The 24,018-nt window shown below is 53.3% G+C and carries 27 protein-coding genes and 1 pseudogene; 7 read left to right on the top strand and 21 right to left on the bottom strand.

Annotation, left to right across the window (positions count from 1 at the left end; all coding sequences use genetic code 11):
- Positions 1-9 precede the first annotated feature (9 nt).
- Positions 10-336, bottom strand: coding sequence for a hypothetical protein (locus FLT43_RS30410; protein WP_244194296.1), 327 nt, complete (start codon positions 334-336; stop codon positions 10-12).
- Positions 337-1,109: 773 nt separating this feature from the next.
- Between FLT43_RS30410 and FLT43_RS29010 the strand changes: the two genes are divergently transcribed.
- The gene (locus tag FLT43_RS29010; RefSeq protein ID WP_087443923.1) at positions 1,110-2,327 is read left to right on the top strand and encodes a cytochrome P450 family protein; all 1,218 of its coding nucleotides are present in this window, start codon (positions 1,110-1,112) and stop codon (positions 2,325-2,327) included.
- 155 nt (positions 2,328-2,482) lie between these two features.
- On the opposite strand, the gene FLT43_RS29005 is transcribed toward FLT43_RS29010, so the two are convergent.
- From FLT43_RS29005 to vanG, 11 genes are all read right to left on the bottom strand, one after another.
- Complete coding sequence (locus FLT43_RS29005; RefSeq protein WP_164776697.1) at positions 2,483-3,520, bottom strand: serine hydrolase domain-containing protein; 1,038 nt, start codon at positions 3,518-3,520, stop codon at positions 2,483-2,485.
- A 195-nt stretch (positions 3,521-3,715) separates the two neighbouring features.
- On the bottom strand, positions 3,716-3,889 hold the full coding sequence (locus FLT43_RS29570) for a DUF2705 family protein (protein WP_164776696.1): 174 nt from the start codon (positions 3,887-3,889) through the stop codon (positions 3,716-3,718).
- 197 nt (positions 3,890-4,086) lie between these two features.
- Positions 4,087-4,521: an exosporium protein C gene (locus FLT43_RS29000; RefSeq protein WP_087443925.1), complete on the bottom strand. Its 435-nt coding sequence runs from the start codon at positions 4,519-4,521 to the stop codon at positions 4,087-4,089.
- 922 nt (positions 4,522-5,443) lie between these two features.
- The gene (locus FLT43_RS30965; RefSeq protein WP_423250184.1) at positions 5,444-5,845 is read right to left on the bottom strand and encodes a transposase; all 402 of its coding nucleotides are present in this window, start codon (positions 5,843-5,845) and stop codon (positions 5,444-5,446) included.
- Positions 5,846-5,897: 52 nt separating this feature from the next.
- Positions 5,898-6,407, bottom strand: a complete 510-nt coding sequence (locus FLT43_RS29820) for a transposase (protein WP_221936170.1) — start codon at positions 6,405-6,407, stop codon at positions 5,898-5,900.
- A 109-nt stretch (positions 6,408-6,516) separates the two neighbouring features.
- Positions 6,517-6,651, bottom strand: coding sequence for a hypothetical protein (locus FLT43_RS30620; RefSeq protein WP_280525907.1), 135 nt, complete (start codon positions 6,649-6,651; stop codon positions 6,517-6,519).
- Between the two features lie 175 nt (positions 6,652-6,826).
- The gene (locus FLT43_RS28990) at positions 6,827-7,222 is read right to left on the bottom strand and encodes a GIY-YIG nuclease family protein (RefSeq protein WP_087440056.1); all 396 of its coding nucleotides are present in this window, start codon (positions 7,220-7,222) and stop codon (positions 6,827-6,829) included.
- Between the two features lie 43 nt (positions 7,223-7,265).
- Positions 7,266-7,745, bottom strand: coding sequence for a DUF6530 family protein (locus FLT43_RS28985; protein ID WP_087440057.1), 480 nt, complete (start codon positions 7,743-7,745; stop codon positions 7,266-7,268).
- A gap of 379 nt (positions 7,746-8,124) precedes the next feature.
- A complete protein-coding gene (vanT, locus tag FLT43_RS28980; RefSeq protein ID WP_087440058.1) occupies positions 8,125-9,831 on the bottom strand; it encodes a serine racemase VanT catalytic subunit in 1,707 nt (568 codons plus the stop codon).
- Entirely contained in the window at positions 9,821-10,675 is an 855-nt protein-coding gene (locus FLT43_RS28975) for a D-alanyl-D-alanine carboxypeptidase family protein (protein ID WP_244193981.1), read from the bottom strand. Before FLT43_RS28975 ends, vanT begins: the two co-directional genes overlap by 11 nt.
- On the bottom strand, positions 10,663-11,733 hold the full coding sequence (gene vanG, locus FLT43_RS28970) for a D-alanine--D-serine ligase VanG (RefSeq protein ID WP_087440059.1): 1,071 nt from the start codon (positions 11,731-11,733) through the stop codon (positions 10,663-10,665). The genes FLT43_RS28975 and vanG overlap by 13 nt, the downstream gene beginning before the upstream one ends.
- 188 nt (positions 11,734-11,921) lie before the next feature.
- On the opposite strand from vanG, the pseudogene FLT43_RS29565 reads away from it, so the two are divergent.
- Positions 11,922-12,038: pseudogene (locus FLT43_RS29565) on the top strand (ankyrin repeat domain-containing protein); the annotation flags it as partial.
- A gap of 25 nt (positions 12,039-12,063) precedes the next feature.
- On the opposite strand, the gene FLT43_RS28965 reads toward FLT43_RS29565, so the two are convergent.
- A complete protein-coding gene (locus FLT43_RS28965) occupies positions 12,064-13,827 on the bottom strand; it encodes an ABC transporter substrate-binding protein (protein ID WP_087440060.1) in 1,764 nt (587 codons plus the stop codon).
- A 103-nt stretch (positions 13,828-13,930) separates the two neighbouring features.
- Here FLT43_RS28965 and FLT43_RS28960 point away from each other — a divergent pair, with 103 nt between their 5' ends.
- Complete coding sequence (locus tag FLT43_RS28960) at positions 13,931-15,130, top strand: MFS transporter (RefSeq protein WP_087440061.1); 1,200 nt, start codon at positions 13,931-13,933, stop codon at positions 15,128-15,130.
- A gap of 76 nt (positions 15,131-15,206) precedes the next feature.
- Here FLT43_RS28960 and FLT43_RS28955 read toward each other — a convergent pair whose 3' ends face one another.
- Positions 15,207-15,575, bottom strand: a complete 369-nt coding sequence (locus FLT43_RS28955; RefSeq protein ID WP_087440062.1) for an ArsR/SmtB family transcription factor — start codon at positions 15,573-15,575, stop codon at positions 15,207-15,209.
- A complete protein-coding gene (locus FLT43_RS28950; RefSeq protein WP_087440063.1) occupies positions 15,576-16,010 on the bottom strand; it encodes an SRPBCC family protein in 435 nt (144 codons plus the stop codon).
- A 259-nt stretch (positions 16,011-16,269) separates the two neighbouring features.
- Here FLT43_RS28950 and FLT43_RS28945 point away from each other — a divergent pair, with 259 nt between their 5' ends.
- Together FLT43_RS28945 and FLT43_RS28940 are read left to right on the top strand one after the other, a co-directional pair.
- Positions 16,270-16,971, top strand: a complete 702-nt coding sequence (locus tag FLT43_RS28945) for a CPBP family intramembrane glutamic endopeptidase (protein WP_164776645.1) — start codon at positions 16,270-16,272, stop codon at positions 16,969-16,971.
- 114 nt (positions 16,972-17,085) lie between these two features.
- The gene (locus tag FLT43_RS28940) at positions 17,086-17,517 is read left to right on the top strand and encodes a VOC family protein (protein WP_087440065.1); all 432 of its coding nucleotides are present in this window, start codon (positions 17,086-17,088) and stop codon (positions 17,515-17,517) included.
- Positions 17,518-17,601: 84 nt separating this feature from the next.
- Here the strand turns inward: FLT43_RS28940 and trxA are convergent, their stop codons facing one another.
- The 4 genes from trxA to FLT43_RS28920 all read right to left on the bottom strand — a co-directional run bounded on the left by trxA (position 17,602) and on the right by FLT43_RS28920 (position 19,631).
- Complete coding sequence (gene trxA / locus FLT43_RS28935) at positions 17,602-17,919, bottom strand: thioredoxin (protein ID WP_087440066.1); 318 nt, start codon at positions 17,917-17,919, stop codon at positions 17,602-17,604.
- Between the two features lie 27 nt (positions 17,920-17,946).
- On the bottom strand, positions 17,947-18,195 hold the full coding sequence (locus FLT43_RS28930) for a carboxymuconolactone decarboxylase family protein (protein WP_087440067.1): 249 nt from the start codon (positions 18,193-18,195) through the stop codon (positions 17,947-17,949).
- A gap of 13 nt (positions 18,196-18,208) precedes the next feature.
- A complete protein-coding gene (locus tag FLT43_RS28925; protein ID WP_087440068.1) occupies positions 18,209-19,111 on the bottom strand; it encodes an NAD(P)/FAD-dependent oxidoreductase in 903 nt (300 codons plus the stop codon).
- 121 nt (positions 19,112-19,232) lie between these two features.
- Positions 19,233-19,631 carry an Rrf2 family transcriptional regulator gene (locus FLT43_RS28920; RefSeq protein ID WP_087440069.1) on the bottom strand — a complete coding sequence of 133 codons (399 nt, stop codon included), beginning with the start codon at positions 19,629-19,631 and terminating at the stop codon, positions 19,233-19,235.
- A gap of 271 nt (positions 19,632-19,902) precedes the next feature.
- On the opposite strand from FLT43_RS28920, the gene FLT43_RS28915 reads away from it, so the two are divergent.
- Positions 19,903-20,514: a C40 family peptidase gene (locus FLT43_RS28915; RefSeq protein ID WP_087440070.1), complete on the top strand. Its 612-nt coding sequence runs from the start codon at positions 19,903-19,905 to the stop codon at positions 20,512-20,514.
- A gap of 605 nt (positions 20,515-21,119) precedes the next feature.
- Here the strand turns inward: FLT43_RS28915 and FLT43_RS28910 are convergent.
- Complete coding sequence (locus FLT43_RS28910; protein ID WP_087440071.1) at positions 21,120-21,503, bottom strand: DUF2642 domain-containing protein; 384 nt, start codon at positions 21,501-21,503, stop codon at positions 21,120-21,122.
- Between the two features lie 152 nt (positions 21,504-21,655).
- Here FLT43_RS28910 and FLT43_RS28905 point away from each other — a divergent pair, with 152 nt between their 5' ends.
- On the top strand, positions 21,656-23,209 hold the full coding sequence (locus FLT43_RS28905) for an FAD-dependent oxidoreductase (protein WP_087440072.1): 1,554 nt from the start codon (positions 21,656-21,658) through the stop codon (positions 23,207-23,209).
- 15 nt (positions 23,210-23,224) lie between these two features.
- Here FLT43_RS28905 and FLT43_RS28900 read toward each other — a convergent pair whose 3' ends face one another.
- A complete protein-coding gene (locus FLT43_RS28900; protein WP_087440073.1) occupies positions 23,225-23,869 on the bottom strand; it encodes a pentapeptide repeat-containing protein in 645 nt (214 codons plus the stop codon).
- Positions 23,870-24,018: the final 149 nt, after the last annotated feature.

Raw genomic sequence — 24,018 nt, 5'->3', positions numbered from 1 at the left:
CACGGTGTATCACATCCAGATCATGCTGCGAAGCTGCCCGCGCTTCGCTCCCGTTCCCATGGTCCGGCTGCGCCCGCGTCTCGGCGGTGGCGAAGCCGCTGTCCGTGGCGGATGCGCCTGCGGTGTATGCATCCGCGGCGTATGCGTCTGCGGTGTACGCATCTGCGGCGTATGCGCCTGCGGCGTATTCGTCTGCAGCATATGCGTCCGCGGTGTATGCGTCTCCAGCGTATGCGTCTGCAGCATATGCGTCCGCGGTGTATGCGTCTCCAGCGTATGCGTCTGCAGCATATGCGTCCGCGGTGTATGCGTCTCCAGCGTATGCGTCTGCAGCATATGACCCTGTGACCGGCTGCGCCATCAGCATGGACAGCGCAAGGGCGCACGCCCCTATCCGTCTCCTCTTGGCCGTAGTCCTTGTACTCAACATTATCCATCTCCTTTGCCTTGTAGAATATGCTTACGAGATGAACATACATGAAGGATGTGCGGCGTGAACACCTACGATATTCAAGATTTCACTATACTTTTTAACAATCGATGGGATAGTAACAAGAGGGTGCTTCTGGATGAGAGCCCTCGATTCCGCGGGGAAGGGCGGCGCCCAAGCAGAAGTTCTTCATCGGTGATGAGACTTCTGAAGGACGATTACTGCAGAAATGCAGGATTTTTTCCAATGCCGATTAGCGTCGCGAGGGATCCTGCAAATATACAGCAATTTCACCCCTCCAGGGCTCATATTCTGTTAAATAAGGGATATTAATGTATCTATGCATCAATTATCGAGAATCCATCCTCCAGTGCTCTAAAATAATGTAATTTTGCAGGATCTACTTCCCATTTGCTCGCCACACTATGAATAGTAACGCAATGGTGACGATGCCCCCCTCTCCTTGGGTTTCCATTTACAGCAAAACACCATCTTTCGGCCCGACGGGAACGACTATAAAAAAGAAGAACAGCTCACGATAAAGCGGAGCGTTCTCCTGGCGCCCTAAGAAAAAAGAAATATATGTACATAGTGGGATATTGAGTTATAATTAGTATAATTGCTCAGCGTGGTTATACCTGTCCGGTAACCGCGAAATATGAATGAAGGAGGCACTCGAATGACCACAAGCCCAACAATACCGATGGTCAATCCTTTTTCATCCGATTTTAAAAATCATGCCTATTCGCTGTATGAGAAGCTCAGAGAACATGATCCGATTCACAAAATCAGGTTGCCGAACGGCAGGACAGCCTGGATCGTGACACGCTACGAGGACGCCGTTGCTGCACTGAAAGCCGATTATTTGAAGAAAAATTTGTTCCAATTCGTCACGCCCGAAGAAATGGGACTCCCCCCGTCTCAAATGGACCTGACGGTCAGACATATGCTGAACTCGGACCCGCCGGATCATACCCGGCTTCGCGGCCTCGTGCAAAAAGCATTTACCCCCCGCATGATTGAGAGGCTGAAAGATCGGATTCAGAACATAGCGGATGAGCTGCTGAATCAAGTGGAGAATCAGCCCTCCATAGAGTTGATTCAAGATTATGCCTATCCCCTTCCGATTATTGTCATATCCGAGATGCTGGGTCTGCCGAACGAAGAGAGGGATCAGTTCCGAGAGTGGTCCCATGCGCTCATCTCGGCCATCAATGTACCCGAGAAATATAAGCAAATCGAGTCGGACATAGCTGCTTTTACGGACTATATTACGGCCCTGATTGAGCAGCGCCGGCGAGATCCGAAGGAAGACCTGTTATCCTTGCTTGTGCAAGCGGAATCCGAAGGGGACTCCTTGTCGGAAAAGGAACTGATCTCGACGATTGTCCTGCTGATCATCGCCGGGCATGAAACGACCGTAAACCTGATTGGCAATGGCATATTCACGTTATTGAATCATCCGGACGAACTGGAGACGCTTCGGAACACCCCTTCCTTAATGGATTCCGCCGTCGAAGAACTGCTGCGGTTCATGGGCCCTGTCGAATTCGCAACGAACCGCTGGATCGGAGAAGATTATGAATGGAACGGCAAGCTCATCTCGAAGGGAGATATGGTGCTCGTCGCACTTGCCTCGGCTAACCGCGATCCCGAGTACTTCAAAGAGCCGGATCGGCTGGACTTGGCCCGGGAGCGGAACCACCATATCGCGTTCGGAATGGGGATCCATCATTGCCTGGGAGCTCCCCTCGCCCGCTTGGAAGGACGGATTGCAATCGGTACTCTACTGCGCCGCCGAAGCAGCATGAAGCTGGCCATGCCGCCCGAGCAGCTCGAATGGCAGCCCACTTATCTGATGCGCGGGTTCGTCTCCTTGCCGTTACAATTCCAGTAACGATGCGAAGGCGTTGGGTTGAAGCATGCATATCCGGTTCCCGCCTCCTGTTCCGCTTCGTGCGGGGCGGGAGGCTTTTCGATGCGCAAGGACGATTTGTCCGCCACTTCCCTGCACCGGGTCCCCAAGCCGTTTCCTTGGGAAGTCAGTCCGCCTTATGAAGAAGAGTCCGCTGACGTAGAAGCAGCAGCTTCGATGAGGGCATGCATATGCTGCAGCGGCAGCGCCGTATCCTGATCCGAATAACTGGCGAAGACGACAACGAGGTTCAGCGGCGGCACGACTATGATGTACTGTCCACCGTAGCCCATCGCCAAGTACGCTTCATAAGAATCGAACGAACGGACCCACCAGTGGTAGCCATAATCTCCGAAGACGCTCATTCCGTTGTCTTCGCCCACGTCCGTATGCTTGGCTGTCGATTCGCGTATCCAATCTTCAGACAGAAGACGGCGCCCCTCCCACTCGCCTTGGTTCAGATAGAGAAGGCCTAGCTTGGCCGCATCCCGCGGCTTCAGTTCGATGCCGAATCCGCCCGCCGTCTCTTCATTCGGTCCCCTTCTCCAATCATAATCCCGTATTCCGAGCGGGCCGAATAGATGATCATCGGCGAACTGCTGCATGCTTTTCCCAGTTTGACGCTGCACAATGGCCGATAATAACTGCGAGCCCCCGGAATTGTAATCGAATACCGCCGTGCCGGGCGCCTCCTTCATCGGGAAAGTGAGCACGAACTCCGCCCAATCCTCGCTGTCAATCATCGGCGTAAGATCGTAACCCCACGCTGTCGATTCAGGCCAATCCAGTCCCGAGGTCATCCGGAGCAGATCCTTCACGGTAATATTTTGCATGCGCATATCGGTCTCTTCGTGTCTCAACGACGGAAAAAAATCGGATAGTGGCTGCTCGATGCTGCGAATCGCCTTTTGCTCGACGGCCATGCCCACAAGAGCGGACGTTACACTCTTCGCAACGGAATTCATCCATAGTTTGCGCTCGGAATGATATCCCTTCTTATAATATTCGGATACGATATGCCCGTCTTTCACGACTACCATGGCATAGATCGGCTCGTCCGCCAGCGAGACCGCCACTTGATCGAGCCTCTCCCTGTCCATGCCGATATCCTCCGGCGATGCCGCAGGCCATTCCTGCGCCTCGCCATTCACATGAATCCCCGGTGTTCTATCCACCTTCAGGCATCCTGCGGCAGCCCCTATGACAAGAAGCAACATAAACATTAGCGACATGCGAATGAGTCCACCCGGCACGCTGCAGTCCTCCGTCCACGAACATACATTATTTTACAGACACTGCTATTGTAATCGATAATGCCGCTGGCTACAATGCGAAAATAGCGATGTTCATCGCCTAAGATGGGGTCAATCCTACCCTGCCATATCCCTTCTCGTAAAGACAAGCCATGATATAAGATGGAATTCTGCGAAGTAGACCAGCAGCACCGAAACCGGGAACAGCATCGTCATGTCAGGCCGAGTCGGCGGCCCATTGACATGCTGGCTTACATTGACCCTGCCGAACAGCAATATTTCACCCATCATATTTAATCTGCATGCTGACGATAGAATTGCCCAAAAGCATGAACAGCAGCGAGAACGCGATCGCCATGGAAGAGCTGCGAAAAGACGCCGAAATCATAAAATTGATCTCAAGACAAAATCGAGGGACAGCGCCACCATAACAAAACGAACCCAGTACCGGGCGTGGTACTGGGTTGCGTTATTCAGGTCCGGAACATTCAGGATGAGCTTCTCGTTTTAACGGCTAACCCGCTGAAGGAAACAGGACCCACAACATCAGCTCTCGTATTCTTGGTTCGATTTTCTGCAGTTACGGTATAGACGTGGCTGCCTGATTTGACATTTTTATCGATCGCCTGAAATGTGACCGCATAGTTCTGTTCAGAACCAGCTGATTCAATCCCTTGCTTTGTATTGAAAATCTCTACTCCATCACGGAAGATTCTGAACAGAATTTGGGCGATACCCTTAACCCCCCGGATACCAACCGTCGCTACTAATTCAACCCGATTCGGTTGAGCATTGATTGAAGGAATTCTTAAACGAATGGTTGCCAGGCGAGTTCTTCCCGGTGAATGTTTAATAGTAACTGCCCTTGCTCGGTTGAATTTGCGCCGCGGCTCCACAGCAGCTTTATCAAGAATACGTACCAAAAAATCATCTCCTCTCGTATGATATTCTCAAACTATGTTCGACAAAAGGAGAATGATTGGACACTTAGTGAAGTGTCTCATTTTTAGATGACTGATTGGCACAGAGCGGTGATGATTATTTCGTCCAGGTGGAGTCGCTAATGTCTTACTGTTGTTAGCCTTAGACAACTATTTTGGGCGGCGAAGCCCGAAGATGGAAAAGAAGGATGGCAATCCATTGAATAAAGTGAGGATGTTGTGTAAGTCCATCACGAATCACACATACTTGCTAACGTTCCACTTTCGGCGGCAGATAGGTAGAAGAGTGAAGCTGCAAAAATGCAGGATTTTCCTCACGCCCGATTAAGGTTACTCGGAATCCTGCAAATATACATCAATTCTACCCTGTACCAGCGCCACTTCCGTGAAAACAGGCAAATTCCTGTATTTTCACAGCAATTATGGAAAACACGCCCTCCTATGCGATAAAATACGGTAAATTTGCAGGATTCGCTTTACACCACGCCTTGAATCGTCCAGCCAGGAACGCCATCGCCACGCAAGGAGGCACGCCGTCGTCCCATCCCACGGAATCGCATGGATGCCATGGAACCCCATGGCATCCCGTGGAATCCGATGGCATCCCATGTACAGCAAAAAACCGGCCTTCCGGCCAATGTCATTAAGTTTAGCTCAAAGACAAGAGCCGAAAACATAGGAATCTAAAACGGCATGGGAAAGACCCTGTGCCGTTTCTTTTTTTATACAAGCAAGGAAAAAAGTGCACGGCGAACAAAGCGGAGGGAAGATCCGCTTAAAAAAATGTTCATATGAAACAAATTATGCTACTCTATAGACGAAGCTAACCACTGATTTGTAGCGTATTTTGCGCGTATTCTGCTGCCCTGGGCGAATGGGTCGAATCGGCAAAATGTTTTGCGAATCAGCGCTTCAACATCAGGCGGGGTTCATCGTCCCTTGAGCGCAGGAAGTGTCTACACGTGAACGGCAACCGTGAAGTTAACTTGATAGGGGTGCCGTTTCTCCATTTGGGAATGACGACGTGCGAGGTCATCATTTCAGCGAAATTGTACAGGATCATTCTTGCGAATATCTCCTGGGTGATGGACTCTCGTTTCTTTGCATGAAAATTCGTCAGACCGACAGTGTACTTTAATGCCCGGAATGAGGTTTCAATGCCCCATCGCATGTTATACATTGACATGATTTCACCCGGTGGGAAATCCGTGGCGGTAAGATTCGTAATGACGGTCTCAAAAGCGCCACTCGGCAGGACGAAACGAACCACCCGAAAGGAAATCGGGTAAAACAAGTTCTCATGCAAATCCAAAAAATCAAAGGTAGACGTGGAAGGAACGAACTTGTAAATCTCGGGATTAGCCTTGACCTCTTTGGTTTGTTTTGGTGAGTGTCAGATGAACGTTCCTATCAAACTCTCCGCTAGAGGGCAAACGCAAGCCCGAAAGAATACCATTGGAATCCAAATCCTTTACCCGTATGACATAGTTCCACCCTTTGCGTTCAAGATGCGCGAAATTGTTGTAACTTTCATAACCTCTATCGGCAATCACAATGGTTTTGCCCTTGATTGGAGAACGGTGAACCATAGCAGCCAGCGCCCTTCCCTCGTTGCACAACCTTCGTGGCTGAACAATGGCATCCACGTACAGTCTGTTGCACAAGTCATAGGCAGCGTTCAAATGCAGAAGGTTATAGCCTTTCGTGTTCGGTTGACTTTGAAAATAGGTGTCCGTGTCCGCAGAGTCAGTTGCGATATGCAAATCCGAACCGTCAACGGCAAGTAGCCGATACCCTCGGTAGTCCTTGATATCCGTAACCGATTGCGTAAATGCGTGAAACAAGAATTCCACAGCAGACGGCAGCACTTTATTCCTCTGTTGGACAAAGCGGAAGTGGTTGCGGTGTTTACGTCATAGCCTTGTGATTCCAAAGTTCCTTATATATGCTGTTGCCCCATGGAGATCAGGAGTTGCATCACCGTTTCAAAGGGCAGCTTTTTCTTTCGGGTAAAATCTTTTCAGGGTTTTTGACATAAGGAGCTGGTGCGGCTGCCATTTCTCGTATGAGGGATGTCAGCGTTTTTTTTAGCGAATTCGCATACTCATTCATGGACGTGGCCTCCTCGTGTTTCAAGGGTCTTCGCCACACATATCCATCTACCTGTTAAGTCTTGATTTTCTTTCAAAAAAAGAGCGGGCTATCTTTTCGATAACCTGCTCTTGTGCTTGATTATGGTTTCCACGCCTTATCTTAATGACATTGGCCTTCCGGCCGGTTACTGCACTTAGGGCGTGCGCTTCGGTTTATTATATCCGTTATCTCCGAATGGCTGCAGCTTCTCGATCCACAGATCCAGCAGCGCGTCCACCTCGTCCCGGTATTTTTTCAATTCGGAACGGTCGGCGACGCTTTCTTCCCGCGGCTTGATCTGATCGAGTTCCTCGAACACGAAGCAGTCGCCGCCGTATGCGTCCCAATCCTGCTTCAGCTCCGGAATGATGCCGCTCATCTTCGTCTGCTTCATGAATTCAAGCCGGTTTTTGGCTCCTTCCAGATCCATCGTGCCATCCACGAAAATTTTTCCGTTCTTCACATTGCGGATCTGGTAAACGCCCATTGGCCGGAACGATTTCTGGTATGCCGAGGCCAGCTCTTTCTTTCTCTCCTTATCCAGTGCCATGGCGGCTCCTCCTTCCTCACGCGGCATAGATGCTTTATCCAAATCAATACCCCATTTCCTTCAATAGGGCAGACAATGTCCGCAGCCGTTCGCCATTCAGCTCGTCATCGTCGCTGAGCGCCTGGCTGAACAGCTTGATATCTTCCTTAATCTTATCGTTCTCGGTGCACACTGCCACCGTCATTGCATCCCCTTGCAGCCCGATGCGGTCGATGACCGGATTCTCCGGATCATACAAGTCCTGATAACGGTACGCTTCGCGAAAATGAACCATGCTCCGGCAGACGAGGATGGCCAGGTCAAGCACGCGGTGAAGCGGCAGCTCCTCCGACTGTCTGGACCATTTCTCGCCGGTATATCGCCATACTTTGGCCGAGATATCGACCTTGCCGCGGTCATTCCATTGGGCCAAGCCCAAGGAGAGCCCCTTCGCATCGGAATGTCCCGAGTAACGTCCGTCCACATTTTCGTAATTTTCCGAGACAATGACAGGCTTATGCTTTAAATTTGTAGGAATTTTCATCTTCTATCTCCTCCATCCGATCTGATATAGATCGACACTAGTCTATTTCGAAACTAGTCTATATCTAGACTACCCTAAATCGAATATAGATATTTAGTAGATTACTAAATTACTAAATCACATCACCTATCATAAATCACCTTGAGCCGAAAGTCAAGACAACGCAAAAAGGACGCGCCCGGACCACCAATCGCCTCGGCGATCAGCAGCACCAGCACGCGTCCCCCAACGAGATGTCATGATGCGCCCCACTGATTCTTCTCCCATATCGTTAGGAGAATGGTCCGGACTGCTGAAGTACTCCGGTATCTGCAAGTTACATCGTAACACTCTCTGCCGGAAGCGGCATTCCTCCCCCTGAGAGATAAATCCGCTCGTGCTAGAGATAGATTCTGTCCACTCGCTGGCCGATGCGGCTCACGATCTCGTTCGTTATCGTTCCGCAGCGGCGCGCCATCTCGCCTGCCGTAATGGATGCTTGCCCGTCTTGTCCGATCAGCGTTACCGTATCCCCTTCCTGAACCCCCTCGATATGCGTCACATCCACCATCAATTGATCCATGCAAATGTTGCCCGCGATCGGCGCCCTGTGGCCTCGAATGAGAACCGCTCCCCCCTTCTCCGCGAGAACTCGCGGCACGCCGTCCGCATAGCCGATCGACACCGTCGCAATGACGCTGCCCGGCCTGGTCGTGTAATTGCGCCCGTACCCGACAGGATCGATTGCCTGCATCTGCTTGACCAAGGTCACCCTCGCCCTCCACGACAGTGCCGGACGCAGATCGATCGGCGCTTGCGCCTGATCGCGTTCCGTGCCGAGCAGGCCGAACAGGGCAATGCCCGGACGGGCCATGCCGCAGCGCAGCTCCGAATAATTGACGATCCCGTAGCTGCTCTGCATATGTAGTGTGCCCGGGTCCAGCCCGGCCGCCTGGATCTCCTCGATCGTCTCCCCAAATCGCTTGATTTGGGCATTCGTGAACGCGATATCCGCTTCGGCAAGGCTGTCGGAGCAAGACAAATGCGTGAACGTTCCAGTGACGCGCAAGTTGCGAAGCCGATACATCGAACGGATCGCTTCCGTATCGGTCCAACGTTCGCCCAGCCGGCTCATGCCGGTATCAATCTTAATATGAACGTTCATCGGTTTGCCGACTGCGTTCAATGCTTTGCCGTAATCGGCGCTGATGACCGTCTGCGACAGCCGGTATCGCGCCAGATCACCGAACCGCGCGGGAGAGGTATAGCCGAGCACCAATATTTCTCCCTTGATGCCTTCTCGGCGCAGCGCAATTCCTTCCTCCACGTCCGCCACCGCGAAATGACGCACGCCAATGCGGCTTAAATGTCTGGCCACCGGAATGCTGCCATGCCCGTAAGCATCCGCCTTGACGACGGCCATCAGCTCGCAATCGGGCGCCAGCAGTCCGCGCAGCTCCCGCACGTTATGCGTCACATCATCCAGCCGTATCTCCGCCCATGCCCGGCGGCGCGGATCCGGCGCTGATTGCTGCAAGCGGCGAAGGAAGAAGACAACGCTGAAGGACATCATAACCGACAGCGCCGCGACCGCCGCATAATGAACGAGACTGTCTCCGACCAGGATCGGCGTAAGGCCGGCAAGCTTGGCCGACCCGCGTACGAGCACGATGGCCCACGGGTGCAATATACAGATCCACGTGCTCATCTCCCGCAGCGCCGTGCCGCTCCCGACCGTCTGCCGCAGCAGCAGCAGCAGCAGGAACCCGGCGTATACGGACGGTACGAGAAATACGTCAAAGTAACCCGCATACCCGTTCAAAGGCAAATACAGTACGATGGACACCGCATACAGCAGCCCGATTCTACGTATGAAGCGATGCAGCAGGCCGCGATCCCGAGCCTTCTCCCCCGTCAGCTTGCGGAACAATAAAAACCCCGATGCGATAAAGAAAAACGGCACGGCCACACGCGCCGCAATGCCGGTCAACACAAAATCGGCATAGGGGCTGTACGGCATCAACGAACCGGTATAAATGGCAATGACCAGCAGGGCAGCCACGATCTTGAAGCGGTCGAGCCCGGCACATTGAGCGTTAGCCGTCACGGCGCGCACCGCCTTTGCGATGAAGCACAGTCACGATGAAGCCGTCCTGATTATTGCCGGACAAGCGGCAGGGCGTGCCGTGAACGACAGGCACCGCGGTCAGGCCATTCGCTGCCGCCGGAACATAATACACTTCATCCACCCCGTACCGGCCCTCGACGATCAGATGCGGCCCATCGCAGGTAAATTGCTTCACATCATCGATATACTCCTCCAGGCACAGTCCGTTCTCTGCGATAATCCGCGAATGCGGGAAGCCGACATAGCGAAAATGCCACGGCTCGCAAGCGATCCCGGTAATCTGTTCCTTGCCTTCCTCGTACCTCTGAATAAAGCCGTAATCCGCAGCAAGGCGCCTGAAATCCCGGCAGACGCCGCGATCGGGGAACAACGGACAAAGATAGTCGATCGCAGCAGCAGCTTCGCCGACATCCACTGCGAGCCCGGTCTGATGCTCGCTCTCATTCGGGCGCGCGACATAGCTCGCCGTGAAGGCGGGACCGTGGTCCCGCACCGATGCCGCATAGATGCGGGCTTGCGCTTCCTTCGAGCGGTAGCCGCTGACAGCCACGATGCGCCCCGCGGCACGGCAGGCTTGGAGCAGCTTGTTCAACTGGCGCAGGCAGGTCTGCTCCAGCCGAATCTCCTGCTCCTCGCGATGAAGCGCCGCCGGAATCTGCTGCACCGGAAGCAGCTCCTCCGGCGCCGGCGGGCGCTTCACCGGATGGTCTCGGTTCACGAGCAGCACATGCCCCTCATGAATCCGATCCTGGCCGATGGCAATTTCCGTATATTTTCCCATAAGCGATCTGCGGTTAACCGCATACATCCTCACTTGATGCATGCGCTCCGCTCCTCCGCAAGGGCGAGCTGAATCAGCCGGTCCAGGATGTCCGGGAAGGACAGGCCGATCCCGCGCAGCATATTCGGATATCGGCTGGCGGAAGTGAAGCCCGGCATCGTATTCACTTCGTTGAATACAATCTTCCCTTCATCCGTCAGGAACAGGTCGACTCGGGCCAGCCCGCGGCAGCCGAGCGTACGATAGACAGTCAACGCCGCTGCTTTGATCCTGGCTGCGGTATCGGCGTCGATGCGGGCCGGCATATGAATGACAGACGTCTCCAGCGTATATTTTTCATGATAATTGAAAAATCCGTCCCGAAGCTCAATCTCATCAACCTCCCCCACGATCGGATCGGCATCGCCCAGCACGGCGCATCCCGCCTCGAAGCCATTCACATGCTGCTCGATCACGATCTTATTATCATGGGAAAAAGCGAGTATGGCGCCAGCCATCAGCTCTTGCTTATTGCATGCCTTCGTAATGCCCAGGGACGATCCGGATCGGGCCGGCTTCACATACAGCGGGAATCCGAGTCTTGCCGCAGCATCCAGCGCAGTGTCCAGCGGTTCGTCATCCCAGATCGCAATCGACTCCGCCGTCTCGATGCCGGCCGCGCGCACTAACGTATGCGCGATCTCCTTGTCCATCCCGATGGCGGACGACAGCGAGCCGCAGCCGACGAACGGAATCCCCGACAGCTCCAGCAGCCCCTGAACGGTTCCGTCCTCGCCGTTTTTGCCGTGCAGGACGGGGAAGACGGCATCGATGGGAGTAAGATGATACTCGGTGCCGACAAGCACGATGAGACCGCCGACGTCCCGGCTTGGCGAGAGACATGCGGGCAAGCAGGCGGGATGGGCATGCCAGCGGTCCTGCCGGATATCCTCGGTGCTGCCGTGATATTTCAGCCACCTTCCCTCGCGCGTAATGCCGACCATAACGATATGATAGCGATTCCGGTCCACATGATCGATGACCGACGCGGCGGATTTCAAGGATACCTCATATTCGGTGGAGCAGCCGCCGAACAAGACGGCAATCGATTTCTTTTTCATCAATAACAAGCCTCCATGAAGTGTTTTTCTACTAGGCTTCATCGTAGCTTGTTTATCTTGTTTATCTTTAAATAGAGTGTTAATGTTTCTAAAGATTCTGCTAGACGATTATGAAGATTTATGAAGTTTTGTTAAGAAAGGAGGGATTGAGATCGATACAGTTGCAGGATATCGGGCGATTCGAGGCGCTGCTCGACCATGGCGCCGACATCAATTTCAACGCTCTCGACATGGTATATCCGTATCAAGCGACGCCATTGACGGTGGCTGCCCGGAATGGCGATCTGGCCATGACGAAGATTATCGAAGGGGAGCTGTAGCCGAATGCCCCTATTGCCGGGAATCCCTGCTCCTTACGATAGCGCGGTAATCTATTTTCCCGTTGGCATCCATGCGGATATGGTAGAACGGGCTGTGCTTCGACACATAGAGCGTATGGCGGCGATGCGCCAGAAATTTCAAGATAGCCTTGCTGGTGAAATACGATTCTATCTCCTCATACCATCGCACTCTCGCCGCTTCCGATTGCTCGCCTTGAAGCTGGCGAAGGAGGGAGCGCACATGACTTCGGCCCTCTTCCGGCAGCGCTGACATGAAATAATTGCCCTTGGCCTGCAACATGGCCATCGCCGACATCATCCAGTCCTTGCCGAAAGCGATTCCCCCGACGAAGCAATCATACTTGCTCCCTGCTTCCTCATCGATCTCGCCCGGGGACACAAGCTCCAACGCGCATTGCAGTCCATGCGCATGCAGGAGCCGCTCCAGCACCTTCGCCTCTCTCATATGATTGGCCTCCGGCCGGATTTGCTGAACCCGGATGCGGATCGTCGGCCACGGGATGTCAGGCTTCGGATACGGGATGCGAGACTTCGGTCTTGCACACGTCTCGGGCTTCGGCCTCGCGCATGCCTGGGGCAGCTGCTGTTCCGGACGGTGTACCAGGAAGCTCGCCGCCGCGAATTCTCCCTCTTCCCACAAGCAAAACGCTTCGCTCTCGATCGCGCTATACAGCCAATGCCGTGCGGCCTCATCATGGAAGACGCTCGATTCATTGCCATTGATCAGCACAAAATCGGCTCCCTGCTCGACCTGCTCGATTATCATCGCCTCTTCGTCCGGATCGTTCGACACACTGGTCGATAACCCAAATGTCAATAGGTTGGGCGTATGGATCACCTCAACCTGGTCGAGCCAAGGCCGGCAGCCAAAATAATGCTCGAATGCTTCCAGCTTCACCAAGGTATCCGTTAGGCTGGCCAGCCGGAAGGGCCCCGTCCCGGGCGGAATGCCGTCTTCTCCGCCTTCAATCCATCGCAGCGGCACGATGGACAGCTTCGGACTGCATACGATTCGCGGGAACAAATAATTGCGTTCCTTCAACTGCACCGTCAAGGAATAATCATCCTCTATGTTGACGCGCTCCATCGGAATGAACATCCGGTCCCGCTTCATGGCCCGATTCAGCGTGCCCATCACATCCGAGCTTCGGACAGCGGTTCCATCATGGAAGCGGACGCCTTTGCGCAGCAGAATTCGCCAAGTCACTCCGTCCCCGGTGTCGACAGCGTGGGCAAGATTGGGCACGGGCTGTTGAAGCTCCGGTTCGAACCGCAGCAGCGGTTCAAAGATGTGTTCGACAAAATGCACATCATGCCTCGAGATCGCATACAGCGGATCGAGCACTAAGCGTGTATCCGGATACGGATAACGGAACACATCCAGCGGCTTCTCGTTATGTACAATCTGGTGGAGGCCGTACGCCTCCTCAATGACACGCTGAATCTCCCCGTCTTGGAACATGCCATGCTCGGCGATGAGCTGGAACGCCTTTTGGAATTCGCCCTTCTCCCACAGCGCTTGAAAATAGAGGCGAATGATCTCCTCCAAGCTCTTGTTCAGCCGAAGACGCGGCTTCTTGCCCCTGCCTTGAAAAGAAATCCAGCGGATGTCCCCCTGCTGATGCAGTTGTTTCATTATCGTCTTCGTATAACGCGCGGAGCAATGGAACAGAGCGGCCAGTTCCCCAATCCCTGTCTCCCTTTCGATTCCTGGCGGGAAACGTCTGGCCAGCTCAATCAAATAAGGATACATGATCATCCTCCTAAAAGGGGAACTGTTTTTATAATATGATCACTTTTTGTTCCCGTTTCTTCATTCTACACTGGAAATAACATCTACGGAAGGATGAGGAAGCATGTCAGAGCAATCGTTGCATCAGTATCGCAATTTCAATGTGTTATATGCCGGCACGTTCATTGTAACGATGGGCGGCCAGATCTACAGCTTTATTTTGCCGCTGTTTATTTATGAATGGTCCCAATCCGCACTCGCCATGAGTACGATGCGCGTGATGGATTTTGTGCCGAACGTGCTGCTCGGCATGCTTGCCGGGGCGATGGTGGACCGGATGAACCGGCGGAAGATGATGACATGGACAAGCTTGCTGCAAGCCGGACTCGCTACACTCCTCGTTCTTCTCCTCTGGCTGGATGCGCTCCATCTGTGGCAGCTATATCTGTTCGGCTTCCTGCTGTCGGCCGTCAGCTACACCTTCGGCAACGCGAAGCATGCGATTATGCCGCAGCTGTTTCCCCGGGAGAGGATGACGGATATTCAGGCCCGGTTCTCGCTGCTGGGCACGGTCCTCTCGATTATCGGCCCGTCCATCGCCGGCTTCCTTATCATCTGGCTTACTTATGAATGGTTGTTCTTCCTGTATGCGATAAGCTTGGTTCTGTTATGGGTTACGGTCTTGCTGCTTGATCCGGTGCCGTCGCCTGAATGCGCGTGTGAACAGACCCTTTGGCAAGACATGAAGGAAGGGATGCGCGAGCTGTTCGGCAATCAGACATTGCTTCCGCCGACAATCGCCATCTTGTTTACCAATTTGGCCACGAGCTTAGTTATCGGCGTGCTCGTCTTTTACACGGTCGATCAATTGGGGGCAACGCCGAAGGAGGTGGGCTGGATGTTCTCCATCTCGGCATTTGGGGGGATTGCCGGGGCGCAAGGACAGAAGCTGCTTCGCAAGAAATGGACAAGAGGCGCCATTTTCCATGCTATGCTCTGCATCGATGCGGTTGTGCTCTGCTTCTTTTTCTTCGCGGGGACCTGGTGGCAGCTCGCGATTCTGTTAGCCTGCCGAACCTGTACCACCGTCATCGTTAATATCATTTATTTGGCGATTCGCCAGGAGTCGACGCCCAATCATTTACTCGGCCGCGTCGCAGGCACCTCTTCGATGTTCATGAAGCTGGTCTTGCCGCTTGGCTTGCTCCTGTCAGGCCTATGGGCGGACCATTTGCCGATTCCCTTGCTGTTCCTCATCGCGGGCGCCATCGTCGCCTGCCTTGCTGTCTATCTGGCCAAGGGATCCTTTCGAATGACCAAGTAAGCCAAGCGTCCGCAAGATCCGCTGCTCTTCCGCCGCGCCGGGAGGCAGCATAGTCGACACAGGCACTGACGGAATGTCAGTGCCTGTCCTTCTCCTCCGCAGCCGCGACATGCAAGCCGGGATTCGCCTCTTGCTCCACGACATGCTTCAGGATCGACAGCTTGTTGCTCCAGAAGCGCTCGTAGAAGGAGAGCCAATCCTTCAGCTCCGTCAGCGGCTCCGGGTGCAGCCGGTAGATCTTCTCCCGGCCCACCTTCCGTCCGCTGACCAGTTCGGCTTCGGTCAGAATATGAAGATGCTTGGCAATGGCGGTGCGGCTGATCGGGAAATGGCTCGTAATCTGGGAGATCGGCAATTCCCGGTCCGCCAGCAAGCGAAGAACTTCTCTGCGGGTTGGGTCGGCGATAGCCTGAAATACATCGTATTTAGCCGCAGGCGATGACACTTACCCCTCGACTGCCTTGCGAAGCCCTTGATGTACGATCCCATCCCAGCCCTGGTTCATCCGCTCGCGAATGACCGCGCTTCTCTCGTTCGCCTTTGCGATAATCGCATCCGCTTCCTTCCACCCGCCGTGAACCAACGTGAACTCGGTCTTATCCCCCATCTCTTTCAACAGGAACGTGACGACCCAGCCCTCCGTGTCCCATGTGAAAGACAGCCGATGCGGCTCCTCGATCTCGATGACTTTGCACGGGGAAGGGCCGAACGGGGACTGAATATGGAATTCATGTCCTTCCTTCGGCTCGAAATCATTCTCCATGAACCAGGAGGCAATGCCTTCCGCCGTCGATACGACATCCCACACCTTTTGAATCGGCGCGTTCAAGACTACGGTTTGCTGGATATCGGGAACTTGATTCTTGTTGTTGGTTTCCATCCTCATTCTCCTTTAATTCGAAAAATATGAAACCGAATGGTTTCGCTTTTCTGATTATATGAAACCATTTGGTGTCATGTCAACAAGTCGTGTTATTCACTCCGCCAAGCAATATAATCCAACTTCCCCCAATTCCTGCTCGGGCAAACCGAAGTTCACCGTTTGTTCATTGAAAGTGACGTAACGAGGCCTCCTATAATGGCTAATATTCGTAGATGACATCAACGATGATATGAAAGCATCGAAAGGAGAAACGTCAATGAGCAACAACCTGACTCACCCTCCTCGCGCTGACGAACGAGGCAAGGTCACATGGAATGGAATCGACGTGCTGTTCATTCTCGTCATATGGAGGCTCTTACTGTCGGCACCCGTCATGAGCATCGCCGCAGCCCCGCTGGAGCATCTGGGACTTCGTCCCCCCTATGCCCACTACACAGCGGCCTGCCTCTTTCACCTCATTCAGCTTGTCGTTATCGGGCTCGTCGTTATCCGCAAGTATCACTTATCCTGGACAGCCTTCGGATTCCGAAGGCCCACGAGGAAGGATTGGCTGCAATTGCTGCCCTGGGCGCTCATCACCAATCTCATCTCGCTTCTCGTGCTGTGGTTTACATTTACTTTTCTATGGACGGCGGGCTCTTCCAAGGCCGAGTCGGCAGAATCGCTCGGCTTCGTCCTAACATTCCTTATGGGGGCGGTCATTGCTCCGTTCGTAGAAGAGGCCGTGAATCGAGGCGTAATCTTCGGCTATTTGCGGGGCCGCTTCGGCGTCTTGGCCGGCGTCATCGTCAGCGCGCTTATTTTCGGAGCTGGCCATGCTCCCGAACTCATGTTGAATGCCTTCGTAACCGGCTGCGTGTTTGCACTTTTTTATGAAAAAAGGGGCACCCTGTGGATGCCCGTCATGCTGCACGGCATCATGAACGCCATTGTTATTTTCATTTTTTACCTGTCATAGTCGAATCGCTGCATTAATTTATTAAGATTTAAAATATTTTTTCGCAGCATAATTGCTTTCTTGCCGCCCAATAATATACGATGAAGATCCAATCGAGCGAAGGAGTTGAAGCACATGTCCGTAGATGCATACTTGAATTTTAACGGGAACTGCCGGGAAGCCGTCGAGTTCTATGCCGACGTATTCGGCACAGACAAGCCGCAGATCATGACCTTTGGCGATACGCCGCCCCACCCGGACTTTACGCTTCCGGAGGAAGCCAAGCATCTGGTTATGCATACCCGTCTTACTATTTTGGGCAGCAACGTCATGTTCTCGGACGTCTTCCCGGGAATGCCTTTTACAGTCGGCAACAATATCAGCTTGGCCATCGTCAGCGAGAACGAGGATGATTTGCAGACGTTCTTCGACAAGCTCAAGGTCGGCGGCAAGGTCGTCATGGAGCTGCAGGAGACATTCTGGAGCAAACGCTACGGACAAGTGGAAGATCGGTTTGGAGTTCTGTGGCAGCTTAATTTCGGCGCTGGCGGGGATATGGGAGCATAAAAGCCATAAATAATGAGGGAAGGAGCAGCCCTGCTGCTCCTTTTTCGCGGCTTCTAATCGATCCGGTTAACACAATAACGGGTTTTACTGATGCTTCGATACAAACTGCTTCAGTCCTTCCAGGGACATGACTCCGACTTTTTTGTCGACTGCTTCGCCATTCTTGAACAGAATGGTAGCCGGAATGCCCATAATCCCGAATTGAGAAGCGGTATCCGTACTTTCGTCAACATTGAATTTGATTACTTTCACATCGTGGCTCCCTGCTGCGTCATACGCCTCAAGAATGGGAGGGAACATCCGGCAAGGTCCGCACCAAGGCGCCCAAAAATTGACGACAGTCAAGCCTGTGCCTTGCATTTCCTTGTGAAATGTGGCATCGGTCGCATTGTAAATTGTCATTCGGATCTTCCTCTCCTCTTGCTTCATTTATTTTTCCAGTGAGCATCCAGGTGTCATGCCGGCCGCAATTTCGAGCCGGTTCCAACAATTGATTGCATTGATGGCCATCACGAGATTCACGTATTGCTGTTCATTAAAATTAGCGCGGACTTGTTCATATACATGATCAGGCACTCCAAGCTCGGCGACTCGCGTAATATGCTCCGCCAGCTCAAGCGCCGCTTTCTCCTGTCTGGCAGCAGGATTAACTTCATCGAGAACCATTCTGAATTCCATTCCGCCTTACCTCCTATCCGTAATCTTCCTCCGTCAAATCCATATTGACGCTCATCGCGGTTCGACTGCCATCTGCTGCGGCAAATATCACTTGAGAAGGCGCGAAGTACGAAGCGTCCCCTGCGGCGTATAAGCCGGGTATCGGGGTTCTTCCCCCTTGATCCGTCTTGATTCCGCCCGATTCCGTCCTGTCCAAGCCCAACTGTTCGCCGAACGGAGCGCTTGCCGCCCAGTGAGGCGTCACGAAGCCGCCGGCCCGCGGAATCAGCGTTCCGTCCGCGAAGCGAAGCTGCTCAAGCTGCCCCTCCTTGCCGACGAAAGCCGCCACAGGCTGCTCCATTACGGCGATACCCAGGGATTGCAGCCGCTGTATTTGCTCCTCCGGCAGAGGCGCCTTACCGTTCGTGCAGACGACCAGATCCTTGCTCCAATTGAGGAGCAGCTTGGCCATATGGAACACGCTTGACGATTCGGACACAATGACAAGCGGTTGATCCTGGAGCTCCCAGCCGTCGCAATAAGGACAATTGAACAAGCTTTTTCCATATAGCGGATAAAACCCTTCGATCTCCGGAAAAACCTCCTTCACGCCCATCGCCAGGATTACTTTGCGCGCTTGAAGGCGCTGGCCTGACGAATCAAGCACCTCAAATCCCGATGCAGTCCGGTTCAGTGTCACAACCTCGGTTCGCGCATGATCGACTAGCGGATAACGCAGCACCTCCTCATAAGCAATGCGGCGGAATTCCGCCGGAGTGACGCCGTCTCTCGTAATAAAGCCATGTGACGCTTGCGTGACGGCATTTCTGGGACGGTTGCTGTCGAGCAAAGCGACCCTCCTCCTTGCCCTCCCGAGGACGAGAGCTGCATTCAAGCCGGCGGGGCCTCCGCCAATAATTGCGCAATCGTAAATCATGCTGTTCATCCTTTCTAATACGGATATAAAAGACTCTTTATATCTATAATATAGCCAAAAAAATAGTCCTTCACCGCTTCAAATCATGTTGCTGCAACACCGCGCGAAGCGGCGGATCTCGTTACATTTGCGTTTGCTGGTGGGCCAGATCCGCCAATTTCGCATTTTGAAGATGCTGTTCCATTTTCTCTTCCGCTTCCTTCATGACCGCTTGAATCAAGCATTCGGATCCGTGGACAAAGCCGCATTCGAACAATGAAGCGGTCCCCTCAATGGCATGAATGATATCCAAAAACGTAATGTCGTCTTTATTGCCCGTTAGCCGATAGCCTCCATTGGCCCCGGATACCGATTCAATCATTCCTGCTTTCACGAGTCTCGTTAAAATTTTGGAAAGATAGGTCGGCGACACGCCTTGCGCTTCCGCCAACTGCTGGACGCCAATCGGCTTCACCGAAGAAGCTTCTACGAGCATGAGCATCGTGTGTAGAGCATAATTCGTCGCTTTTGAAAATCTCATGACTGCACCTCATTCAAGGACTTATCGTATCTATAATATCCCTGAAGCAGCCCATATGTCAAGCTTCGCCTTCACAGCCGTGAACAATCAATAAGAGCTTCAAGATATTGGCTGTGACGAACTCGTTACTATTTTCTCATCGAATTCTAATAAAGCCGGGAATTCATTGATGTTACAGCGTTTTCATGACATCCGTTAAATAATGGATGCAAATCATATGTTATGTTGTTTGTAGGCCTTACCCCAACTTTTCAATACAAGGAGGAAGACCATGAACAACATGAAGAATCAACGCATCGTAAAAACAGTGGCGGGAATCAGCCTTAGCTTTATGATAGCATTGTCAGGCACGGTAATGGCAGCCCCTCAACAAGCTCAAGCGGCCTCCGCGTCCGCTTCTACGGCAGCAGATAATATTATTGCGACAGGGAAAGCCTTTCTCGGCGTCCCTTATCATTTCGGAGCCAAGTCCGGCCGGACCGATCAATTCGACTGCTCTTCGTTCACGCAGTATGTATTCAAGAAGCATGGCATCGAGCTTCCGCGCTCTTCGCGGGAACAAGCGGCGGCGGGCGTTAAAGTCTCCAAGAACGATCTTCAGCCCGGCGATCTTGTCTTTTCCGATACGAACCGGGACGGCAAGATTAACCACGTCTCCATTTACATGGGCGGGGACAAGCTTCTTCACACCTATAAAGTCGGTGTCGGCGTAACGATTTCTGATTTTTCCGGCAGCGCCTGGGACAAGACGTTTGTGACCGCGCGCCGCGTCATTACCACCTCTGCATCCGCAGCCTCTGCCCCGACTCAAGATCGTAACGCGGGGGAAGGCTATTATCAGCAAGCTCCTATCCAGGATGACCAATGGAATTGGCAACAATAAAATATGTCATTGATAGCAGGGGTTCGTGCTGAAGCCCTGCTTTTTCTTTTTCTTCTTCTGCCCCTGCACTCAGCCGACTATATCGATCCAGGTTGGATTTCTTAATTATTGTTCCCGAATGCAAGGAACATCATGCGATCCCGCGCCGGAGAACTCCCGGTTGCATAGCCAAGCACACACGCCCCCGCATTGTCCTTGTCAAGGGCGGAAAACAACATAACAGCCCTGCTATGGAGCAGGGCTCAAAGAAGAAGCGATAAGCAGTGCGTTGATTATACGGCTAATTCACCTTTATTAAATGAAACACGAACGCAATACGATAACCAACAAAATAAAGAGAACTAAGATAACGCCTGTTGAAGTAAACAGACCCCCGACACCTTTGCAACCGATTCCGCCTACACCACTCATTCCAGCAACCTCCTTTCATGCTAGGTACATACTTATCATATTGGGATGGCATCCTAAGTGACTTGGCTAAACCCCCATTAAGCAAAATTTGGGCTTCGTCCAGAAAAACTTGCCTGTTTATTTTCATGACAAAAGGCTCCGCCGGGAGCCTTTTTATCCTAATTATTGTGCGTTGCGCGGACCAGTCGCGTGCATCATAAATACGTAATCGGAAGCCCCTCGAAATGGACAATCTGAGCGGTCCGGATATGGAACGCTTTGTCATGCCGATTCAACTGGATATGATCGACCGCGACGCTGGCCAATACGCCTTCCAGCGTCTCTACAGTCGTCCGGACGATAATCCGCTGGCCTTGATGCCGGCTTAGATGGTCCAGGAATACCGGATCCAGGCAGGTTACGTACTCGGTTGGCTGCGGCACGGCCGGCATCGTGCATATCGGTGTGCACGCGGCGGGATGATGATTGACGTAAGCAGGCTGCATGATCGGGTGAAGGCAAGTCTGAACATGATGCGGCTTGGCAGGCGGTTTTTCTTTCTCGGCAGGCGGTTTGTGTGCGGGCTTCTTCTCGGTCATGGGGGTTCCCTCCTTTTCCGTCTCATTGTAATTATATATGTCCCGGAACCGGGAATATTCCGGCTGACATTGAATCAGGCCGGAGCATGTATGTGATGATGCCGTTCCGGCAATGGTGATAACATATACCGTGAAGGATCAGGAGGATCAGCATGACAGAGAACCGCCCCATCCATGAAGAATTGCCCGTTCTCCCTCAATCGTACTGGAGAGACACTTGTTCCCTTCCCGCCTTCCCGAAGCTGGAGGAGCCTTCGGTTCAGGCCGATGTTGCCATCGTCGGGGGCGGAATCACCGGCATCACGGCGGCCTATCTGCTGGCAAGCGAGGGCTACCGGACCGTCCTGCTTGATGCCGGCCGGTTGTTCAATGGCACGACCGGGCACACGACCGCCAAAATTACGGCACAGCATGATCTCATTTATCATGACTTGATCGGCACGTTCGGCCTAGAGAAGGCCAAGCTATATTACCAGGCCAATACGGAGGCCGCACAGTTCATCAAGCGGCATGTAGAGAAGCACCGCATCATGTGCGAATACCGCGAGCAGGACGCTTATATTTATACGGAACAGGAGGAAAGCGTTCGTCGAATTGCAGATGAGATGACCGCCTATCATAAGCTCGGCATCCCCGGCGAGTGGGTCGATGATTGCCCGCTCCCTCTGCCGATTAAAGGTGCCATTGTCATGAAGGGACAGGCCCAGTTCCATCCCTTGCAGTATGTGAAGGCGCTAACGGAACAATTTCTGCAAGCGGGAGGCATCGTCTATGAGAACACGATGGCCCAGACTGTGGAAGAAGGAGCGGCTCCGACCGTTGTTACGAAGGATGGCTGCCGTGTGACCGCGAAGCATGTCATCTCCTGCACCCACTTCCCGTTCTTCGATGGCAAAGGGTATTATTTTACCCGCCTTCATGCGGAGCGATCCTATGTATTGGGAATCCCGATCGGAGATGAGGCCTATCTCGAAGGCATGTATTTGAGCGCCGACCATCCGAAGCGGTCAGTGCGAACCGCGACGTCCCGGGATGGCGGACCGCTGCTCCTGGTTGGCGGCGAGAGCCACAAAACCGGGCAAGGCATCTGCACGATGAAGCACTATGAGGCGCTGCAGGCATTTGCCGAGCGGCTGGTCCAGGTTCCGCATATTTCGTACCGCTGGTCGGCCCAGGACCTGGACACGTTGGATAAGGTTCCTTATATCGGTCCGGTCTCGTCGGGAATCGGCAATGTGCTCGTCGCCACCGGATTCCGAAAATGGGGCATGACGAACAGTGCGGCCGCGGGTCTCCTTCTGCGCGATATTGTGAAGGGCAAGGATAGCCCGTATCGCGAGTTGTACACGCCGTCCAGGTTCCAGGTGACGCCGGATGTGAAGAACTTCGTCGTCCACAATGCCGACGTTGCCAAGCATCTCGTCAGCGGGAAGCTCGAATCGGTGCAGCGGACGCCGGAGGATCTCGCTGCCGGGGAAGGCGCAGTCGTCACCCTCAACGGGAGCAGAGCCGGCGCCTTCCGGGATGAAGACGGAACGCTCCACATTGTCGATACGACCTGCACCCATATGGGATGCGAGCTGGAATGGAACAGCGGTGAACGGAGCTGGGATTGCCCCTGCCACGGTTCCCGCTTCTCCATTATCGGCAAAGTGCTGGAGGGACCGGCCAAGAAGCCGCTGACGCGGCTGGACAAAGAAGCTTGATAGACTTTTTCCCCGCTACTCCTTAATCTTCAGGCCGAACTGGGCGGCGAAGACAGCGGCTTGCTCCGGAGAGATGATGCAGCCCTGCAAGTCGTCCAGACCGGCGCCCAGCGCCGTGAACGTGCACTCGCTCAGATCGATGCCGGCCAGCTTCGTGCCGGATAATTGCGCCTGATCGAGATCGCAGTTCTCGAATTGCGTCTGCAGGACGCTCGAGCTATATAAATCCGCATGAACGAGCAAGCACTCCTGAAAATGAACCTGCTTCATATTCGCGAACCGGAAATTCGCATAACTTGCGTTGCAGCCGATGAACCGCACATTGCGGAGCGTCGCCTCCATCAGGTCGATTCCGATAAGCTTGCAATTGCGGAATTCGGCGCGGTGAATGATGGCCCCGCTCAAATCAATGTTCGACAAATCGCATCTGTCTAGCACGACGTCTAACATCTCCGTTCGCGACAGAGCGGTCTCTGCAAATGTGGCATTCCGTAATACCACTTTGTCGAAGGTAACTCGATCCGCGTTCTGCCGTTCGATGACGCAATCCTTGATCATCCCTTCACGGAACACATCTTCATCATACAGCATTCCGTGCGGCAAATTCAGTTCAGCCAGCTCCCGCGGCAATTTGGGAGCATCGATTTTCAACTTACCCATGCATACCAGCCTCCACTTTTCCCTGTCTTCTCACTATACCGCCGGGCGGGATCGTTGACCAGTGCGGTCTGCCGAACAGCGCTGGTGCAACCGCTCATCGTTCCGGCATCACGCGAAGAAGCCGATCCGGAAGCGTGATGCCGGAACAG

This window comes from Paenibacillus thiaminolyticus (assembly GCF_007066085.1).
GTDB classification, from domain to species: Bacteria; Bacillota; Bacilli; order Paenibacillales; family Paenibacillaceae; genus Paenibacillus_B; species Paenibacillus_B thiaminolyticus.
Note: the sequence above shows the minus strand (reverse complement) of the source record. Positions and strands in the feature narration are given on the sequence as shown.

Excerpts from the sequence above, each read along its gene's own strand:
- FLT43_RS30410 (WP_244194296.1), bottom strand. The coding sequence starts at position 336 with ATGCTGCAGACGCATACGCTGGAGACGCATACACCGCGGACGCATATG.
- FLT43_RS29010 (WP_087443923.1), top strand. The coding sequence starts at position 1,110 with ATGACCACAAGCCCAACAATACCGATGGTCAATCCTTTTTCATCCGAT.
- FLT43_RS29570 (WP_164776696.1), bottom strand. The coding sequence starts at position 3,889 with ATGATGGGTGAAATATTGCTGTTCGGCAGGGTCAATGTAAGCCAGCAT.
- FLT43_RS30620 (WP_280525907.1), bottom strand. The coding sequence starts at position 6,651 with ATGAATGAGTATGCGAATTCGCTAAAAAAAACGCTGACATCCCTCATA.
- FLT43_RS28990 (WP_087440056.1), bottom strand. The coding sequence starts at position 7,222 with ATGGCACTGGATAAGGAGAGAAAGAAAGAGCTGGCCTCGGCATACCAG.
- FLT43_RS28985 (WP_087440057.1), bottom strand. The coding sequence starts at position 7,745 with ATGAAAATTCCTACAAATTTAAAGCATAAGCCTGTCATTGTCTCGGAA.
- FLT43_RS28975 (WP_244193981.1), bottom strand. The coding sequence starts at position 10,675 with ATGCATCAAGTGAGGATGTATGCGGTTAACCGCAGATCGCTTATGGGA.
- vanG (WP_087440059.1), bottom strand. The coding sequence starts at position 11,733 with ATGAAAAAGAAATCGATTGCCGTCTTGTTCGGCGGCTGCTCCACCGAA.
- FLT43_RS28965 (WP_087440060.1), bottom strand. The coding sequence starts at position 13,827 with ATGTATCCTTATTTGATTGAGCTGGCCAGACGTTTCCCGCCAGGAATC.
- FLT43_RS28960 (WP_087440061.1), top strand. The coding sequence starts at position 13,931 with ATGTCAGAGCAATCGTTGCATCAGTATCGCAATTTCAATGTGTTATAT.
- FLT43_RS28950 (WP_087440063.1), bottom strand. The coding sequence starts at position 16,010 with ATGGAAACCAACAACAAGAATCAAGTTCCCGATATCCAGCAAACCGTA.
- FLT43_RS28945 (WP_164776645.1), top strand. The coding sequence starts at position 16,270 with ATGAGCAACAACCTGACTCACCCTCCTCGCGCTGACGAACGAGGCAAG.
- FLT43_RS28940 (WP_087440065.1), top strand. The coding sequence starts at position 17,086 with ATGTCCGTAGATGCATACTTGAATTTTAACGGGAACTGCCGGGAAGCC.
- trxA (WP_087440066.1), bottom strand. The coding sequence starts at position 17,919 with ATGACAATTTACAATGCGACCGATGCCACATTTCACAAGGAAATGCAA.
- FLT43_RS28930 (WP_087440067.1), bottom strand. The coding sequence starts at position 18,195 with ATGGAATTCAGAATGGTTCTCGATGAAGTTAATCCTGCTGCCAGACAG.
- FLT43_RS28925 (WP_087440068.1), bottom strand. The coding sequence starts at position 19,111 with ATGATTTACGATTGCGCAATTATTGGCGGAGGCCCCGCCGGCTTGAAT.
- FLT43_RS28920 (WP_087440069.1), bottom strand. The coding sequence starts at position 19,631 with ATGAGATTTTCAAAAGCGACGAATTATGCTCTACACACGATGCTCATG.
- FLT43_RS28915 (WP_087440070.1), top strand. The coding sequence starts at position 19,903 with ATGAACAACATGAAGAATCAACGCATCGTAAAAACAGTGGCGGGAATC.
- FLT43_RS28910 (WP_087440071.1), bottom strand. The coding sequence starts at position 21,503 with ATGACCGAGAAGAAGCCCGCACACAAACCGCCTGCCGAGAAAGAAAAA.
- FLT43_RS28905 (WP_087440072.1), top strand. The coding sequence starts at position 21,656 with ATGACAGAGAACCGCCCCATCCATGAAGAATTGCCCGTTCTCCCTCAA.
- FLT43_RS28900 (WP_087440073.1), bottom strand. The coding sequence starts at position 23,869 with ATGGGTAAGTTGAAAATCGATGCTCCCAAATTGCCGCGGGAGCTGGCT.